This is a genomic window from Paenibacillus sp. SN-8-1 (genome assembly GCF_050995535.1).
Classification (GTDB): Bacteria; Bacillota; Bacilli; order Paenibacillales; family Paenibacillaceae; genus Fontibacillus.
Genome location: NZ_CP194782.1, coordinates 2,211,415 through 2,227,227, shown reverse-complemented (window position 1 = coordinate 2,227,227; position 15,813 = coordinate 2,211,415). Strand labels below are relative to the sequence as shown.

General features: G+C 46.5%; 16 protein-coding genes. 6 read left to right on the top strand and 10 right to left on the bottom strand.

Annotation, left to right across the window (positions count from 1 at the left end):
- Nucleotides 1–180: 180 nt before the first annotated feature.
- Nucleotides 181–1,263 (bottom strand): AI-2E family transporter, encoded by a 1,083-nt coding sequence (locus ACRRNK_RS10520; protein WP_433946676.1) that lies wholly within the window; start codon nt 1,261–1,263, stop codon nt 181–183.
- A 45-nt stretch (nt 1,264–1,308) separates the two neighbouring features.
- Entirely contained in the window at nt 1,309–1,554 is a 246-nt protein-coding gene (locus ACRRNK_RS10515; RefSeq protein ID WP_433946862.1) for a hypothetical protein, read from the bottom strand.
- Nucleotides 1,555–1,812: 258 nt separating this feature from the next.
- Between ACRRNK_RS10515 and ACRRNK_RS10510 the strand changes: the two genes are divergently transcribed.
- The 3 genes from ACRRNK_RS10510 (at nt 1,813) to ACRRNK_RS10500 (ending at nt 5,074) form a co-directional block, all read left to right on the top strand.
- A complete protein-coding gene (locus ACRRNK_RS10510) occupies nt 1,813–3,165 on the top strand; it encodes a TrkH family potassium uptake protein (RefSeq protein ID WP_433946675.1) in 1,353 nt (450 codons plus the stop codon).
- 52 nt (nt 3,166–3,217) lie between these two features.
- Nucleotides 3,218–3,751 carry a PadR family transcriptional regulator gene (locus ACRRNK_RS10505; protein WP_433946674.1) on the top strand — a complete coding sequence of 178 codons (534 nt, stop codon included), beginning with the start codon at nt 3,218–3,220 and terminating at the stop codon, nt 3,749–3,751.
- 90 nt (nt 3,752–3,841) lie between these two features.
- Nucleotides 3,842–5,074, top strand: a complete 1,233-nt coding sequence (locus ACRRNK_RS10500; RefSeq protein WP_433946673.1) for an aminopeptidase — start codon at nt 3,842–3,844, stop codon at nt 5,072–5,074.
- Nucleotides 5,075–5,155: 81 nt separating this feature from the next.
- On the opposite strand, the gene ACRRNK_RS10495 is transcribed toward ACRRNK_RS10500, so the two are convergent.
- The 7 genes from ACRRNK_RS10495 to ACRRNK_RS10465 form a co-directional block, all read right to left on the bottom strand.
- On the bottom strand, nt 5,156–6,148 hold the full coding sequence (locus tag ACRRNK_RS10495) for a histidinol-phosphatase HisJ family protein (RefSeq protein ID WP_433946672.1): 993 nt from the start codon (nt 6,146–6,148) through the stop codon (nt 5,156–5,158).
- A 19-nt stretch (nt 6,149–6,167) separates the two neighbouring features.
- Complete coding sequence (locus ACRRNK_RS10490) at nt 6,168–6,992, bottom strand: alkaline phosphatase family protein (protein WP_433946671.1); 825 nt, start codon at nt 6,990–6,992, stop codon at nt 6,168–6,170.
- On the bottom strand, nt 6,985–7,827 hold the full coding sequence (locus ACRRNK_RS10485) for a DeoR/GlpR family DNA-binding transcription regulator (protein WP_433946670.1): 843 nt from the start codon (nt 7,825–7,827) through the stop codon (nt 6,985–6,987). Before ACRRNK_RS10485 ends, ACRRNK_RS10490 begins: the two co-directional genes overlap by 8 nt.
- Nucleotides 7,828–7,830: 3 nt before the next feature.
- A complete protein-coding gene (locus ACRRNK_RS10480) occupies nt 7,831–8,871 on the bottom strand; it encodes an ABC transporter ATP-binding protein (protein ID WP_433946669.1) in 1,041 nt (346 codons plus the stop codon).
- Between the two features lie 20 nt (nt 8,872–8,891).
- Nucleotides 8,892–9,713 (bottom strand): ABC transporter permease, encoded by an 822-nt coding sequence (locus tag ACRRNK_RS10475; RefSeq protein WP_433946668.1) that lies wholly within the window; start codon nt 9,711–9,713, stop codon nt 8,892–8,894.
- Complete coding sequence (locus tag ACRRNK_RS10470) at nt 9,710–10,558, bottom strand: ABC transporter permease (RefSeq protein ID WP_433946667.1); 849 nt, start codon at nt 10,556–10,558, stop codon at nt 9,710–9,712. Before ACRRNK_RS10470 ends, ACRRNK_RS10475 begins: the two co-directional genes overlap by 4 nt.
- 86 nt (nt 10,559–10,644) lie before the next feature.
- Nucleotides 10,645–11,730, bottom strand: a complete 1,086-nt coding sequence (locus ACRRNK_RS10465) for an ABC transporter substrate-binding protein (RefSeq protein WP_433946861.1) — start codon at nt 11,728–11,730, stop codon at nt 10,645–10,647.
- Nucleotides 11,731–11,996: 266 nt separating this feature from the next.
- On the opposite strand from ACRRNK_RS10465, the gene ACRRNK_RS10460 reads away from it, so the two are divergent.
- From ACRRNK_RS10460 to ACRRNK_RS10450, 3 genes are all read left to right on the top strand, one after another.
- Nucleotides 11,997–12,575, top strand: coding sequence for a TraR/DksA C4-type zinc finger protein (locus ACRRNK_RS10460; protein ID WP_433946666.1), 579 nt, complete (start codon nt 11,997–11,999; stop codon nt 12,573–12,575).
- 222 nt (nt 12,576–12,797) lie between these two features.
- Nucleotides 12,798–13,400 (top strand): RNA polymerase sigma factor, encoded by a 603-nt coding sequence (locus ACRRNK_RS10455; protein ID WP_433946665.1) that lies wholly within the window; start codon nt 12,798–12,800, stop codon nt 13,398–13,400.
- Nucleotides 13,363–14,175: a DUF4367 domain-containing protein gene (locus tag ACRRNK_RS10450; protein ID WP_433946860.1), complete on the top strand. Its 813-nt coding sequence runs from the start codon at nt 13,363–13,365 to the stop codon at nt 14,173–14,175. The genes ACRRNK_RS10455 and ACRRNK_RS10450 overlap by 38 nt, the downstream gene beginning before the upstream one ends.
- Before the next feature lie 93 nt (nt 14,176–14,268).
- Here the strand turns inward: ACRRNK_RS10450 and ACRRNK_RS10445 are convergent, their stop codons facing one another.
- Nucleotides 14,269–15,570, bottom strand: coding sequence for a hemolysin family protein (locus ACRRNK_RS10445; RefSeq protein ID WP_433946859.1), 1,302 nt, complete (start codon nt 15,568–15,570; stop codon nt 14,269–14,271).
- Nucleotides 15,571–15,813: the final 243 nt, after the last annotated feature.

The window sequence follows — 15,813 nt, the reverse complement described above, 5'->3', positions numbered from 1 at the left end:
CGGTTCATGTAAATATTTATCGGAATTTGGCGAGTGGAACTTAACATTTTTACAATAAAATACTAAATTTTATTAAAATCTTTCATTTTTATGTACTACGCCCATCTATTTTAACTTGATTAGCTAGCAAAATTCAAATAAGCCGATCATAAAGATCGGCTTACCTGACTAAGTATGCTGTTAATCCACAATTTCTTCCACCTTATCAGAGAGGAACAATTTATAGATTCTTACCGCGACAATCTTAATGATCATGTATACGGGAATAACAAGAATCATCCCTAATATTCCCGCGTATTCGCCGCCGATCAATAACAGGATCACGGTCGTCAGCGGGTGAATATTAATGGTCTTGCCGTAAATATATGGGGCAATCAGGTTCCCTTCGACCTGCTGGGCAATTATGATGATAATAAGTACCCATAATGCCATTGATGGAGATACTGTATAGGCAACGATCAGGCACGGAATGGCACCCAGGAAAGCTCCCACATAGGGAATGAAATTAAATAGAGCTCCAATAATAGCAAGCAGAAGCGGATAAGGGAGCCCCACAATCCAGAATCCGATAAAACTCATCACCGCAAGAATCAAAGCGCTGATAATACGTCCTGAGATAAAACCGCTAAGTGCCGCGTCGATATCACTTACGACCTGTGCACCGTCACGCGCAAATCGCTTAGGCATCACCCTCACCACTGCCGGGGAGATCCGTTTATCCTCTTTCAGCATGTAGTAGAGAATAATCGGAACGGTACCAATGATCACGATGAAATCACTAATGAAGTTAAAGAAATGAGTCATATAACCGGTAACCACCGCTACCGCACCGTTAATATATTCCGTAATCTTCGTAGAGATCTGAGTATTGCCAGCGTCAATCATAGAAAAGAAACGGCTCTTCTGTATAGCGGTTAGCTGGGTTTTCACACCTTCAAGCAGGGTTGGGAGGTTGTTAATGAACTCTTGTACCTGCCGAGTAAGCGGCGGCCAAACCACGAAGAAGAAGATTGTAATGATACCGGCAATGCAGAGGTAGATAAGCAGCACGGAGAGCATCCTGTTCACCTTTTTGGTATCCAGATAATGAACGATAGGACGCAATAGATAATAGAGAAATCCGGAAATCGTCATAGGCACAATGAGGATCTGGACAAAGGTGACTACCGGATTAAAGATAAATCTGACTTGATGCAGCAGAAAAATAATCGTAAGCAGCATGATAATTCCCAGACATGTCCGGAAAAATGTATTTTGCAGCAAACCGCCGCCCCCCTATTTTATTTATTCTTAAACGGCAATAAAGATTTAACCTTCGTCAGGCAAAGTATCCAGAGCAGCATCCAACAGCTTGTCGAACCACTCATCATCTTCTTCAATCCGTGTATCTACGGCAAGGAGCTGATCTTCATCCCCGGACTCATGCGCGAAATGCAGGCTGTAATCCCAGTCTTTGCCCCGCTTGCTGAAAAAGGTGATTTCGTACTCCTCCTTATGTCCGCTAACTTTAAATATGGTCTTGCCCAGGTAGGTAAGGTCCTCCTGTCTTTCCATTACGGCACTGACTAATTCAAGTTCCAATGTTCATTCTCTCCTTCACATGTATCAAAATCACTATATTATTGTATATCCATTGTCTAACTGGCATAATCAGGAACAGTGGAACAATGGATATATACCTCTCTCCAAATTTTAATAAAAATTGAAGAATGTTCACGCTTTATCGTATCATGTTTTAAGAGGTCATACATGCTTTTTATACGATCCAATGAAGGTTGATTCATTTTATAATATATAATGAGGTGCTTAGACTTGAAAACTGATGCGAAAATTCGCCGAACACTCTCTCCACCCAAGGTACTCTCATTTGGATTTGCGCTCATAATTGTGACTGGAACGTTTCTGCTATCGCTTCCAATATCATCAGTTGGCAAGCATCTTCCGCTGCTTGATGCATTCTTTATGGCAACCTCCGCGACCTGCGTGACCGGTCTTACTGTTATCGACCCCGGGACACAGTTATCCCTATTTGGACAGCTTGTCCTCCTCGTTCTTACACAGCTTGGCGGGCTGGGCTTCATGACGATGGGGACCTTGATTGCCCTTGCCTTCAACAGGCGTATATCCTTAAGAGAGAGACTCATCCTTCAAGAGGCCATGAATTATAAATCTATGGAGGGTCTATTGTCTTTGATCAGGCGCGTGATCCTGTATTCCTTTGTAATCGAGATAGCGGGAGCCCTGCTGCTCTCGATTCGCTGGTCCATGGACATGCCCCTGCCTACAGCTATTTACTATGGTATCTACCATAGTGTAACGATGTTTAACAACGCGGGCTTTGATCTATTCGGAGCGATTAATGGTCCGTTCTCGGGTCTAAGCGGGTATGTCCGGGATTCCTATGTTAATGTCATCATCATGAGCTTGATTTTCTTAGGCGGGATAGGGTTTGTCGTCTTGTCAGATCTGATTGAATTCCCTGCCAAAAGAAAACTAAGCCTTCACTCTAAAGTTGTACTGTCTTACTCCGCTGTTCTGGTCTTTGGCGGTGCCTTTCTTATCTACATCATGGAACGCGGCAATGAACTTACCATGCAGCCGCTTGGAGAGGGCGGGAGCCTTCTAAGCTCCTTTTTCCAATCGATCAGCTCGCGTTCGGGTGGTGTAAGCACCTTAAATGTAACCGATATGCAGCATTCCACCCAGTTCTTATTGATCATCCTCATGTTCATCGGAGCAGCACCAGGCTCAACCGGAGGGGGGATCAAGGTAACGGTGTTCGCTGTTCTAATCGGAGCGATGTGGGCCATGATTAAGGGCAAGGATGACATCGTGCTTTTTCAAAGAAGGCTGGCAAAGGACTCCATTATCAAGGCCGTGACCCAGACATGGCTTGCCTTGTTTCTGGTCATCTTCGTTGCCATGGTGTTGTCCGTCCTTGAAGATCGCAGTTTTTTACCCATATTGTTTGAGACCACATCTGCGTTTGGCACGACAGGAATGAGCCTGGGGCTTACACCAACCTTGACCCCTATCAGCAAAATCATCATCTGCATGGTCATGTTCCTTGGACGGGTCGGTCCCTTAACTTTGGCCTATGCTCTTGCACCCAGAGCTACGAAAGACTTGTATCGATACCCGGAAGGGAGAATTACGATTGGTTGAACGGAGATTTTAACAAGATCACACAACAATACTGATTAGGAGGTACGGAATAATGAACAGCCTAGCCTATGCCCTGCTCGCCATGCTTGTCCGCAAGCCTTGTTCCGGTTATGAGCTGGCAGAGTTGCTGGAAGTATTCTGGCAGGCCAAGCACAGTCAAATCTATCCGCTGCTTGCCAAACTTGAGAATGACGGCTATTTAACCCCGGAGAATATTGAACAGACAGGCAGACCCAACAAGAAGCTCTATCATATTACCCATGAAGGTAAGGAAGCTTTGAAAGTATGGATGGACAAAGCCCCCTCAGTTCCAGTTAGCCGAGATGAATTTCTTATTAAAGCCTATTCGATTTCATTGACGGATGCGGATACTGCTCGGGGACTGTTTGAAGACAGACTTTCCTATTATAAGGACAAGGTCCATCGGCGTGAGAAGCTAATTCAGGAGATGGAAGCTGAATTTGGGCCACAATTGATGGACCAGGAACATCAGATTTTTGGCAGATTCATTGTCCATCGGCGTAAGCTTCTTATGGAACAGCAAGAAATTGCCTGGTGCGAATGGGTTCTAACCATGATCTCTTAAGTTTTTTAGAGAAGATTAGGTGCAATTTTCTTTATCTTTTATTTTACTGTAAAATGGTATCTGTAACTTAATTGAATGGAGGTCAATTCCATGTCTGATTTTCAAGAGAAATTACACAAATATGCTGAGCTCGCTGTAAAAGTTGGGGTAAATGTACAACCTGGGCAAACCCTGGTTGTCAACTCAACCCTTGATGGTGCAGAGCTTGTACGTCTCATCGTTCAGAAAGCTTATGAAGCAGGAGCAAGAACTGTTAAAGTGAACTGGAGTGACGATACCGTAACCCGTCTTCGCTACCAGCTTGCTGCGGAAGATTCCTTCCTTGACGAGCCTAAATGGTATGCGGGTGAGCTTCTAGAGCTAGTTGAGAATGGAGCCGCAATCCTTCATGTCATCTCCTCTGATCCTGACCTGCTTAAGGGTGTCTCCAGCGAGCGTCTGACGAACCATCAGAAGACTTATGGTAAAGCCATGAGCAAATTCCGTCAGTATCAGCAAGCGGATAAATTCAGCTGGTCTATTGTGGCTGTTCCGTCCGAGGCATGGGCCGCTAAAGTATTCCCTGATGTACCAGCAGATCAACAAATTGATAAGCTGTGGGAGGCTATCTTCCGCACGGTACGTGTAGACCAACCGAACACGATCAGTGCATGGGAAGAGCACATTGCAAACTTGAACCAGAAATCGGAATATCTTAATAACAAGAACTTCAAGAAGCTTCACTACATAGCACCGGGCACGGATCTTACCATTGAGCTGCCTGAAGGTCACCTTTGGGTTGCTGCAGACAGTGTGAATGAACAGGGACACACCTTCCTTGCCAATCTGCCGACTGAAGAGGTGTTCACGGCACCTCTTCGGACCGGTGTGAACGGTACCGTATCCAGTACGAAGCCGCTTAGCCATAGCGGTAACATTATTGACGAGTTCACTATCACCTTTGAACAGGGACGCATTGTGGATGTCAAAGCTAAGCAAGGTGAGGAAACCTTGAAGCAGCTGGTTGAATTGGATGAAGGTTCTCACTATTTGGGCGAAGTAGCTCTGGTTCCTCATGGCTCTCCAATCTCTCAGTCCAACATTCTGTTCTATAACACTTTGTTCGATGAGAATGCATCCAACCACTTGGCTATCGGCAGTGCCTATGCCTTCAACCTGAAGGATGGCAAGGGTCTATCCCAAGAGCAGCTGCTGGAGCGTGGACTCAACACAAGCATAACCCATGTGGATTTCATGGTTGGTTCAGGCGAGATGGATATCTTCGGCATAACAGCTGACGGTGAGAAGATTCAGCTGTTCCATAAAGGCAACTGGGCAATCTAATCTATTGTTTCCTAAGCAAAAAGGATGTCTCCAAGATCTGCTGTATAGCAGGTGGCGGATGGCATCCTTTTTACTGTATTTCTAGACCTTGGATGAATACCTTTGTTTGTTTTTGAAATACACAATCTCCTCGTATCCGATGGATTTAGCCATAATGATAGCTTCATCCAGCATCGTTCCTATATCATCAGGAAAATGAGCATCCGAGCTTAAAGTAACCGGAACACCGTGCCTGTGTAGAACACGAAGAAAATTCGGACTGGGACACATCTCCTTAACAGGGTAACGGTAAGCGAGTCCTGTATTGATCTCGGAAGCTACACCGGCATTTGCCAGTGCCGAAGCCACCGCATCATACCAGCCGAGCAGATCCCTCTCGGAAGGGCGAAAGCCGAATACTTTCAGATTATCGAGGTGTGCAATGAACTGGAACAACCCCGAGTTCACAGCCCTGATCACATTCTCGAAATGCTGCGCATACAGATCCTTCAACTGATGGTCCTTGAAGAGATGCCGCGTCTCTGGGTTGTCAAATCCCCACCCGTTAACGAAATGAACAGAGCCAATAACGTAATCAAAATTGTATTTGCCGAGCAGCTCTCCAAGCTCCTCTTCCCCATTCTCGAAATAATCCGCTTCGATCCCGATCGAGAGATTCCCATAGAACCGGGCAACATTCTGAACACCATTCAAATATTCGTGAATGGAGTATACACATACTTGGTCGAGCCAAGCCTGCTGCAGCTGTCCAAGAGGACTGTCATCGATTAACATATGTTTCTCATAATAGTGCTTGAATTCAGTGAATCTGTATAGATGATCGACTACCCCGAACCGTTCAATTCCTTGCAATGTCCCCTGCTCAATATATTTCGTAATCCATCGCTCTGAAAAGCAGCCTTCCTCCATCCTTCTGGATATTGCCCGCACAATGGACTGAACCGATTCCAAGCTATCATGCTTACTTGCAGCTTCCGGCGTTCTTCGGGTTCGCTGTAAAGCTAGACATGTGCGCTGAAGCCAGTTCAGTGTATAAGGCCCTTCTTCCAAATGAAAATGAAAATCTACCTTCACATCAGTTCCCTCCCGGTTGCTAGATATTCAGCTTAAAGCCTGGCACCTGTACAAAGTTCATAGCGTCAGAAAGTGGCACGGACAGCATTTGGCAGAGGATTGGAGCAACTGCAAGTTGTGGAAGCTCATCCGGATAATCACCTGGTGTGAACGAAGAGCCAATCGCATAGAATGGAACCTCTCTTTCTTCTGCCCCTGTTCCACCATGATGACCATCCGTATTCATACCGTGATCGGAAGTAACAATAATCTCATACCCAAGGGACATCCACAGCGGAAGGAAGGTGGCTAGAATCATGTCAGCTTCCAGGGCCTTTCCTCTATATTCCTTGGAGTCAGAAGTGAATTTATGTCCAATATCGTCTATCCCCATAGGATGAATATACAGGAAGTCCGGGTCGTGCTGCCTGCGAAGCACTTCAGCATCAACGAATAAATGGGAATCCGGATATACGTCATCAAAGTAGAATTTCCCGTGCTGGATCGGTAGATCCTCATTATGCTGCTCGCGATCCCGGATCCTGTCGAAGGGTGCCCTGTTATATAGCTCACTCACCCAATAATAGGCTGCAGCGGCAGTCTTCAGCCCTTGCTGAGCAGCCAGGTGGAACACACTCTTCTGATGAGACAGCCTTACAATATGATTGGCTGTTATACCATTGACGGAACAGGGCGTCCCTGTCAGCAGCACCTCATAGAGGGGGCGGGATAAGCTGGGAAGCTCGGAACGCACTTTATAGCAGGCAGCTTTGGATACCTCTACCAGGTGATTCAGATAACCCATAGAGGCTCTGGCTGTCTCATACTTAAGACCATCCAGCACAATCATAATCACTTTAAACATCACTTGATTCCTCCCTGGAATTTAGGATTGCAAAACTTCGTGAATTGTCCACCGAGGCGGCAATCCATTCGACCTTTCGTTTCCTGAGATGTTCCTGCCACTGAAGAGAAGGTACCTGATCAGATACAATATAATCACATTTCTCAATTGGCATGATTGGAGCAAAGGTATTGATTCCGAACTTTGAATGGTCTGCAAGTACAATGACTTCCTGGGCCGCTTCAGCGAAGGCACAGGACATGGAAGCTTCGCTGAGATCGAAATCGGTGAACCCCTGAGCCCAGGATATTCCCCCTACGGAAATAAAGGCTTGATCTATACTAAAGCCGCGCATCATCCGCTCACCAAGAATTCCAGTGATGGAGTGCTGCCTGGGACTTACTTCCCCGCCAAGCATGATGACCTTCCCCGAGAACTGTTCCCGGTTCAGAGCTTCAAGCAGGCACGCTGCCAGCGGAAGAGAGCTGGTCAGAATCGTCAGCCCTCTCCTGCCCGTGATCGCCTGCGCCATCTCTAGCGTTGTAGTACCTCCGTCAATGACGATGGTTCCCCCGTCCTTGATCAGCCTGGCGGCGCACTCCCCAATGGCCCGTTTCTCCGCCGCGTACATCTTTTGCCGTAAATTATAGGGGGCTTCATCACTGCGGAAGGAGGACTTGACTGCTCCCCCATAGACTCGTCTGAGATGTCCTTCATTCTCAAGCACCTGCAGATCTCTGCGAATTGTCTCGGTAGAGACATCGAACTGCCTGGCAAGCGGAACAACCATCACTTTGCCTTCCCGCTCAAGCTCACTCAAAATTTGAAGCTTGCGTCCTTCTGCCAGAACGGACATTGGTTACGTACCTGAAGGAGCAAGTGGGATACAAGCTTGCCTGTCAATATGGATCCGCACACGGTCGCCCTCACTGAACTTCTCCACTTGGTCGCCGTTCAGCAGGTCTGCATGCAGCCTAACCCCATTCGTCTCAATTCGGTATCGAACAATATTGCCAAGCATAACGGCTTCTTCTATGAGACCTAGACCGATATACGGCGAAAGAGCCGAGCCGTTGTCTGTTGCCGTCTGCTGGAGTTCAAGACTGTTTGGTTGAACTAAGATCGCTTCGGGCCGAAGGGCAAATTTGTCTACAGCATTCGAATTGGCAGGGTGTATGTTCAGCCTCGACATTTCCTCACGGGTTAGAACGTTATAGCTCCCGATGAACCGAGCGGCGAATTCGTCCTTAGGCCTCGAGTACACCTCGTCAGGCGAGCCTGTCTGGACAATCCGTCCCTGATTCATTAGACAGATTGTATCGGAGATCGTCAAAGCCTCTTCCTGATCGTGGGTCACGAACAGCATTGTCATGCCTACACGCTTCTGGATTTGCCGCAGCTCCGTCCGAAGATGCTTCCGGATCTTGGCATCCAGTGCGCTCAAAGGCTCATCCATGAGCATAAGCTTGGGCTCAACTGCCAGCGATCTTGCCAAAGACACACGCTGCTGCTGTCCACCGGAGAGCTCATGAGGGTAAGCCTTCGCCTTCTCCGTCAGGTCAATCAGCTGGAGCATTTCTTCCACTCTAGACTTGATCTGCTGGCTTGATTTCTTCTTCATGGAGAGTCCAAAAGCAATATTGTCAAAGACATTCATATTTGGAAAAAGGGCATAGGATTGAAAGACCATCCCTACGTTTCGGTCCTTGGGAGCAAGTGGTGTAATATTCCGACCTTCAAGCAAGACAGATCCTTTGTCCATATCCGTAAGTCCGGAGATACACCTGAGCAAAGTGCTCTTTCCACACCCACTTGGGCCGAGGAGAGTCACCATATCCCCTTCCCTAACCTCAGGATTAAGCTCTTGCAGTACAGCAGTACCATTATATGTTTTGTTCACATCATCTAAGAGTAAATAGCTCATTGTCCCGATCCTTTCTTATGGGCTGCGGTTGATTGACGTCCAAGGATACCGCTAAGGGCAAGTAGTATTCCAGAGAGAATAAGAATCAATAGAAAATAACAAATGACAACCGCACTGGCTAAATGACCACTTTCGCTTAATCGGTGGTACAAGTAGATCTGAATCGTCTCAAATTGTCCACCCACGAGCAGGTTGGCCATAACGAACTCACCGAACAGAATAGAGAAGGACAGCAGTACGGATACCCGAATTCCGGGGAGAACATTGGGAACGATAATTTGGCGGAAGGCCATAAGCTTACTGGCACCCAGCATCTCAGCCGCTTCAATCAAATCGATCGTACGGATGGTACGCATGCTGTTACGGATGCCCTGATACATATATGGCAGTACCGCAACGAAGTACACTCCGACAAGGATCCACATGGTGCCTGCAATCGCAACCGGACCGGAGGAGTACAGCTTGATCAGTCCTACTGCCATAACTACACCGGGCGCCGCATAAGGAATTAGGACCAATATATTCAACAGCTTTTCAAGCCGAGGCAGATATACCACAACAATGAAAATTGTCGGGAGCATAACTACCACACTTAGTCCTACACTTAAAAAGCAGATCCAGAGCGTTCTCCATAGGGATTGAATGAATCTAGGATCCATAAATAGATCGCGGAACCATCCCAGTGTCCAGGAATCGGGCAGGATCGTGTTCTGCCAGGAATTCGCTACGGAATAGAGTAAAGTTGCCAGGAGAGGTATCAGCAGATAGAGCATCGTAACGGTCAGGATTACCTTCGGAAAAGCACGGCTTCTTTTCACCCAAGATCCCTCCTCACCCTGCGCATTAGACGCTCATTAATCCATAGTGACAGCACCATGGTCAGACCGAGAACCATAGCGAGCGCGCTTCCGAGCTGAGGTCTCGTGAAGACATCGCCCGCGACAAGCGACCCGATCCGAATCGCCAGCAGATTATAGTTGCCTCCAAGAAGCGCGTAGGCCGTCGCATACGCACCCATAGCATTCGCGAATAGAATGGTGAACGTACCTGCAGCTGCAGGAAGAAGAATTGGCAGCGCGATGCGGCGCCAAAATTGATAGGTGCTTGCTCCAAGCAGAGCAGAAGCCTCCCTCCATTCTTCCCGAATCCCGTAATAGGTCGGATACAGAAGCAGGGTAGCCAGCGGGATCTGGAAATAGACATAGACAAGAATGAGTCCTGACCAGGAATACAGATTGAATCCCGAGAAGATCGGCAGGCCCCACTGCTCGAACACGATAGTGAAGATACCATTGCTTCCAAGCAGAATAATATAGGCAAAAGCCAGCGGGATGCCTGCAAAGTTGGCCGTCATATTAGAGATCATTAACACACGGGTACGTGTCTGCTCGGATACTTTTGTAATCGCATAAGCAATGAACAGCCCCGCGATAATCCCGATGCAGCTAGAGACCGCCGAGATCATAAGACTGTTCTTGATCGCCTGCAAGTAGAACATCTTCGTGAATGCGGAGATGTACTGCTCCAGTGAGAATCCTCCTCCATCCCCTGTGAAGCTTTCCATCACCACGGAAATTACCGGGAGTAGCTCGAAACCGATAATCAGGATACAAAATGGAATCAGTGCCAGAAACAGCTTGATGTCCACACGCTTTTTCAACATTGGGAATCTCCTTCTTAGCCGAAACAGTTACTTCCCAGGCAGGAAAGTAACTGTAGAGGTGTACAGATATATTGAGAACACAAGATTTAGTTCAAATGAACAAGAACGCGCTCCTGCCAAAGCTCTGGGATTTGCTTGGAGGTCTCTTCCCAAGCTTTGAAAACTTTGATCGGTTTGGCGGTCTTGTAATCTTCTGTTGGAAGAAGCTTGGCCGCAACATCATCCGGCAGCTTGACATTATCGCGGATCGGACGAGCGAAGCCTTTGGCGAGATTGATCTGACCTTCATCACTAAGGATATATTCACGAGTCAGCTTAGCCGCGTTCGGGTGTGGAGCATATTTATTAATAATTGTCGCGTATCCACTAACCACACTTCCTTCTGAAGGAATGGTCACCGCATATTGATCCGGTCCGAGCTGGGCACGGTATCCCAGGGCATTGAAGTCCCATAGAAATGCCACATCAATTTCACCCTTCTCCAGGTTAGCCAGGGATAGCTCAGTTTTGGACAGGCGGCCGGCTTTAGCCAGTTTTTCAAAGAATGCAATTCCCGGCTCAATGTTAGTTTCGTCTCCACCGAAAGCAATGGCGGCTGCCAATACGGCGCTTTGTGCCTGGGCCGCTTTGGACACATCTCCAACAGAGATCTTGTAATCTCCTTTGAGAAGATCATCAAAGCTCTTAGGCGGATTAGCCACCTTTTTGGTATTCGTCAGAATCGAAATCGTTCCTTGGTAGCCAACGATCCAATTTCCGTCCTTATCTTTGGCCCAGTCTGGAATGTCGTCCCAGTGGGAAGTTTTATAGGGCTGTGTAACGCCTTTATCTACAGCAACAGGACCGAAAGCCATCCCTACATCACCAATATCCGCAGTGGGCTTATCCTTCTCGGAATCGAATTTAGCGATCTCTTCGGCACTAGACATATCTGTATCTGTGTGTTTCAGATTGTACTTCGTCTGAATGTCATTCCAGGTGTCCTTCCAGTTGGCCCAGGAGTCTGGCATGCCTACACTAACAACCGAACCTTCCCCCTTGGCGCTTTTTTGCAGCTCTTCGATACTGATTGCTGCACCTGCATTCGCTGTAGCATTTGCGGTAGTAGTCTCTGTCTTGCCGCAGCCGGACAACATGGAACCGGCGAGTACCACAGCGGCTAACCCCATCATCGTTTTTCTCACTGCCCTTACTCCTCCTTAAGCATGCATGTGATTTGTTGTGACTTTATGTTGTTTCCGTATGAGTTCATTGTAGAAGTCGTTCATCAGCAGGATTTCTTACGCAGGTAAACATGTTGTAAATTTTCAAAAGCAATCAAAAAACTGTTCGAACAATTAGCATTAACAGCGTTAACAATTACTGTCTACTGATGGAATGTGTCATCCTGCCTGTGTAAGGGGTAAGAATGCATATGAAAAGCTGAGGAGGAAACACAATGAGCCATTTAACGAAATCACAGTTGAGTAAGCTTGAACATAGTCTTGAGGAAGAAAAACAAGGTTTGGAGCAACATTTCGCTGATGATGAGCACGATACAGAGAATATGGACTCTCTGCGGGTGTCTACAGGCGAATTAAGTGCAGTTGATAATCATCCGGCGGAGGTCGGAACAGAGACCTTTGAACGAAGCCGTGACATGGCAATTGATGAGAATTTGGATTATCAGCTCGACCAGGTCAATCAAGCTCTTGAACGTATGAAGAATGGTGAATATGGTACATGCTTGACCTGCGGTAATGAGATCCCCTTCGAACGGCTCGAAGCAATTCCTTATACCGCTTACTGTATTGAACACACACCGGAACGTACGGTGTCCGAAGACCGACCGGTTGAAGAAGAAGTCATGACCCTGCCGCCAAAAGGGGCTGGTGAGCATCGCCAGCAAAACGCCGGACGCTTTGATGATGCTGATGCCTGGCATACGGTTGAACAATTCGGGAACTCCGATTCTCCTGCCATGGCTGCCAAGCGGGATGCCAAGGACTATAACTCACTCTCCACAGATGAGGAGTAACCATTTTCCTTAAATAAATATCTTTCTGATTGCGGGTTCTTCTTCAAAGAAGAACTCTTTTTTTGCTGCTTTCTCTGTGTATATATTTATGTAATACATATCTTTATAAGGAAATATGAGGTAAAATATCAACATACCACCTATTCTGCCATTGATACTACTAACTTCTATAACCGGTGGTTTTTTTGATTTCGGAGCATTGCAGGTAGAGAGGGGATTATCATGCCGGAGAGGTTGCATTACCTTCTGGCTGCCAATTTTCATGATCTGGGCGCAATCATTCAAGAGAAGATATACTATGAGTTTTATGATCTTGTGTATGGCATCATTGTGTATATAGTGAAGGATCATTCGGCAGCAGAGGATATTATCCAGGAAGCTTTTTTGAAGGTCATCCATAAGAAGCCCATGTTTGAGAACGAACAGAAGATGAAGTCATGGCTTAAAGTCGTAACCCGTAATACAGCAATTAATTATTTGAGAAAAAACAAAAATTACCGTAACCATGTAGATTCGGACAGTGTTTTTATAAATATAGAACCTTATAACCCTGAGCCTTCTGTAGAGCAAACTGTAGAGACCAAGATACTTGAAGAGTCCATCGTGTCTTATTTGGAACGGCTCAAGCCGGAATATAAGCTGCTGATAGAATACCGTTGGAGGCTCGGACTTTCGTACAAAGAAATCGCGGAACAGTTGGATACGGATGAGGATGTGGTCAGACAGAGGCTTTATCGCGCGCGGGAAAGTATCAAAAAAATGCTGCTTAAGGAGTGGGGAGAGTTTGATGCGAAGAAATTCACCAAGGTGGGATCCCGAGTTTGAAGATGAGCTCGATGAACTCATACGAGAAGCGTTCATTACATCTTCGCATACTTCGCTTCCTACCCAGGCACAGAGGCGTGAATCTTGGCTAAATATTAGCCAGCTATTACAGAAAGATAATCGGCGCCGTAATTTTGTACGGAGATTTCAATGGTTTGGTATTATCGCAGCCTCGTTCGCACTGGGCGCTCTATTAGTTACCCCACCAATGATAACGCAAGCTGTCTCACCGATTTATCAGCATGTGCAGCGGCTTGGAACAGGAATCGTGCAAGTGGTATTCGGCAAGGAAGCCTACATAGATACTAGTCAAGCCAAGACGAGTCCCCCTCCGAGTGTAGATGCTCAGGAGCATGCTGAAAGAGTAACGTCATCTGGAAAGATTAAGCCCGAGGTCGTTACACTTGAAGAAGCTAGAAATAATATCTCGTTCGTACTTCCAACTCTACCCACTCCACCGGCCAGATTCAAACTGGACAATATTGCTTTGTTCAGAACGGACAAATCTACCAAGACCGGCTGGATGGAATTTAGTTATAGTACGAAGAACGGTGGAATTTTCCGTATCTGCTTGCGAAAGCTCGAATCTAATCAGAGCATCACCTTCCTGAGCAATCCGGATACAAAGCAAATCAAGCTGAATAATGGATCTTCCGCTTTCTTCACAGGCGGGGATCTTCCGAATATCAAGTTCGTGAATGATAGTATACATATTCAGATGTATGGTAACGTAACTGAAGAGGAGCTTTTACAAGCCGCGAATCAAGTGAAATAGCGAAGGCATTCCAGTCGGAATGCCTTTTTGAATCCTGCCCAAAACAGTTCACAACGAAGTCTAAACTAACTAAGAGTAATATGAACCTTGAGTTTAAGCACCTGCTTCTTCAAGCTCTGTAAAAGCTTCGTGTCTAAGCAGCTTAATCCGCGAAATTCGTTTTTGATCCGTTTCTTCTACTATGAACGTACAACCGCCATACTCTGCAGATTGACCAATCCGCGGCGGAAGCACCTCAATCCTTGAGTACAACCATCCGCCAATCGTATCATAATCATCGGAATCCATTTCAAGACCGAAACGATCGTTAACGGCATCAATCAGCATCAGACCATCAATGGAGAACATATTATCACCAATTTCTTCAAAACCAGGACGCTCTTCATCGAATTCATCCTGAATTTCACCTACAATTTGCTCCACAATGTCCTCGAGGGTAACAATGCCTGACGTTCCTCCGTATTCATCGATGAGAAGCGCTATCTGGGTCTTTCCCCTCTGCATTCGCTTCATCAGGTCACTGATCGGTATGGATTCAGGAACCGTCATCATCGGTCTGAGCAAATCCCGGTAATCCGAGCTGCCTGTGCGGATCAAATCCTTGATATGGATAAATCCGATGATATGATCTTTATCGTTATCGCATACCGGATAACGGGTGCGCATACCTTCAAGCGCGATTTCCAAATTTTCATCAAGTGTATTGTGGGAGTATAAACAGATCATCTCTGTACGGGGGATCATGATCTCCCGGGCAGTTGTGTCGGCGAATTCAAAGATGTTATCCACCAGCTTAAGCTCCGTACTGTCGAGCAGCCCGCTCTCCCCACTCTCCTTCATGAGCACCCGAATCTCTTCTTCCGTATGCACATTATCCTGATCGGAGACTGGAGATACACGCATAAGCCGAAGCAAGGCATTCGCTAGCCCATTAAGTGCCCAAATGAAAGGATATACCACCTTGTAAAAAATCGACATGGGCCCAGCCGTAAGAAGTGTAATATTCTCGGCCTTGCGGATCGCTATAGCCTTGGGAGCGAGCTCGCCCAGAACGATATGAAGCACAGTAATGAGAATAAATGCCGCGGTGAAGGATACTCCCTGAATCAGAGGAGCTCCCCATCCAAAAAGTGAAAATACCGGCTTCAGTATAGCGGCTACAAGCGGCCCCCCTAACCAGCCGAGGCCAAGAGAACATAAGGTGATTCCTAGCTGACATGCAGATAGGAATGCCTCAGGATTATGGATAATCCGTTTGGCAATTCGGGCATTGCGCCGTCCTTCTTCTGCCAATGCTTCAATGCGGCTGCTGCGAATTTTCACCATAGCAAATTCTACTGACACGAAGAATCCATTTAACACCACTAATAATAATATAAGTCCCACTTGCAAAATACTTGGTAAAGGGTCACTGTCCAATACGTTTCCTGTCCTCGGCTAATCTCAGCGGCGAACAGGTGCACCTCCTTCGGTAATCAAATCATGATCGTGAACTTCATTCATATAATTATTATATTATTATACCTTATACAGTCAAATTTCAGGATATGACACCTACACTCAATTTTTTGGTTAGTGATCCAAATATCGCACTGTAACTATGAAAAGCATAATGCAAAATCACGCCAAGCCGATGAT

What these genes read in the sequence shown, in the direction of transcription:
- ACRRNK_RS10515 (WP_433946862.1), bottom strand. Translation starts at nt 1,554, where the DNA reads ATGGAAAGACAGGAGGACCTTACCTACCTGGGCAAGACCATATTTAAA.
- ACRRNK_RS10505 (WP_433946674.1), top strand. Translation starts at nt 3,218, where the DNA reads ATGAACAGCCTAGCCTATGCCCTGCTCGCCATGCTTGTCCGCAAGCCT.
- ACRRNK_RS10500 (WP_433946673.1), top strand. Translation starts at nt 3,842, where the DNA reads ATGTCTGATTTTCAAGAGAAATTACACAAATATGCTGAGCTCGCTGTA.
- ACRRNK_RS10490 (WP_433946671.1), bottom strand. Translation starts at nt 6,992, where the DNA reads ATGTTTAAAGTGATTATGATTGTGCTGGATGGTCTTAAGTATGAGACA.
- ACRRNK_RS10485 (WP_433946670.1), bottom strand. Translation starts at nt 7,827, where the DNA reads ATGTCCGTTCTGGCAGAAGGACGCAAGCTTCAAATTTTGAGTGAGCTT.
- ACRRNK_RS10470 (WP_433946667.1), bottom strand. Translation starts at nt 10,558, where the DNA reads ATGTTGAAAAAGCGTGTGGACATCAAGCTGTTTCTGGCACTGATTCCA.
- ACRRNK_RS10465 (WP_433946861.1), bottom strand. Translation starts at nt 11,730, where the DNA reads ATGATGGGGTTAGCCGCTGTGGTACTCGCCGGTTCCATGTTGTCCGGC.
- ACRRNK_RS10460 (WP_433946666.1), top strand. Translation starts at nt 11,997, where the DNA reads ATGAGCCATTTAACGAAATCACAGTTGAGTAAGCTTGAACATAGTCTT.
- ACRRNK_RS10455 (WP_433946665.1), top strand. Translation starts at nt 12,798, where the DNA reads ATGCCGGAGAGGTTGCATTACCTTCTGGCTGCCAATTTTCATGATCTG.
- ACRRNK_RS10450 (WP_433946860.1), top strand. Translation starts at nt 13,363, where the DNA reads ATGCGAAGAAATTCACCAAGGTGGGATCCCGAGTTTGAAGATGAGCTC.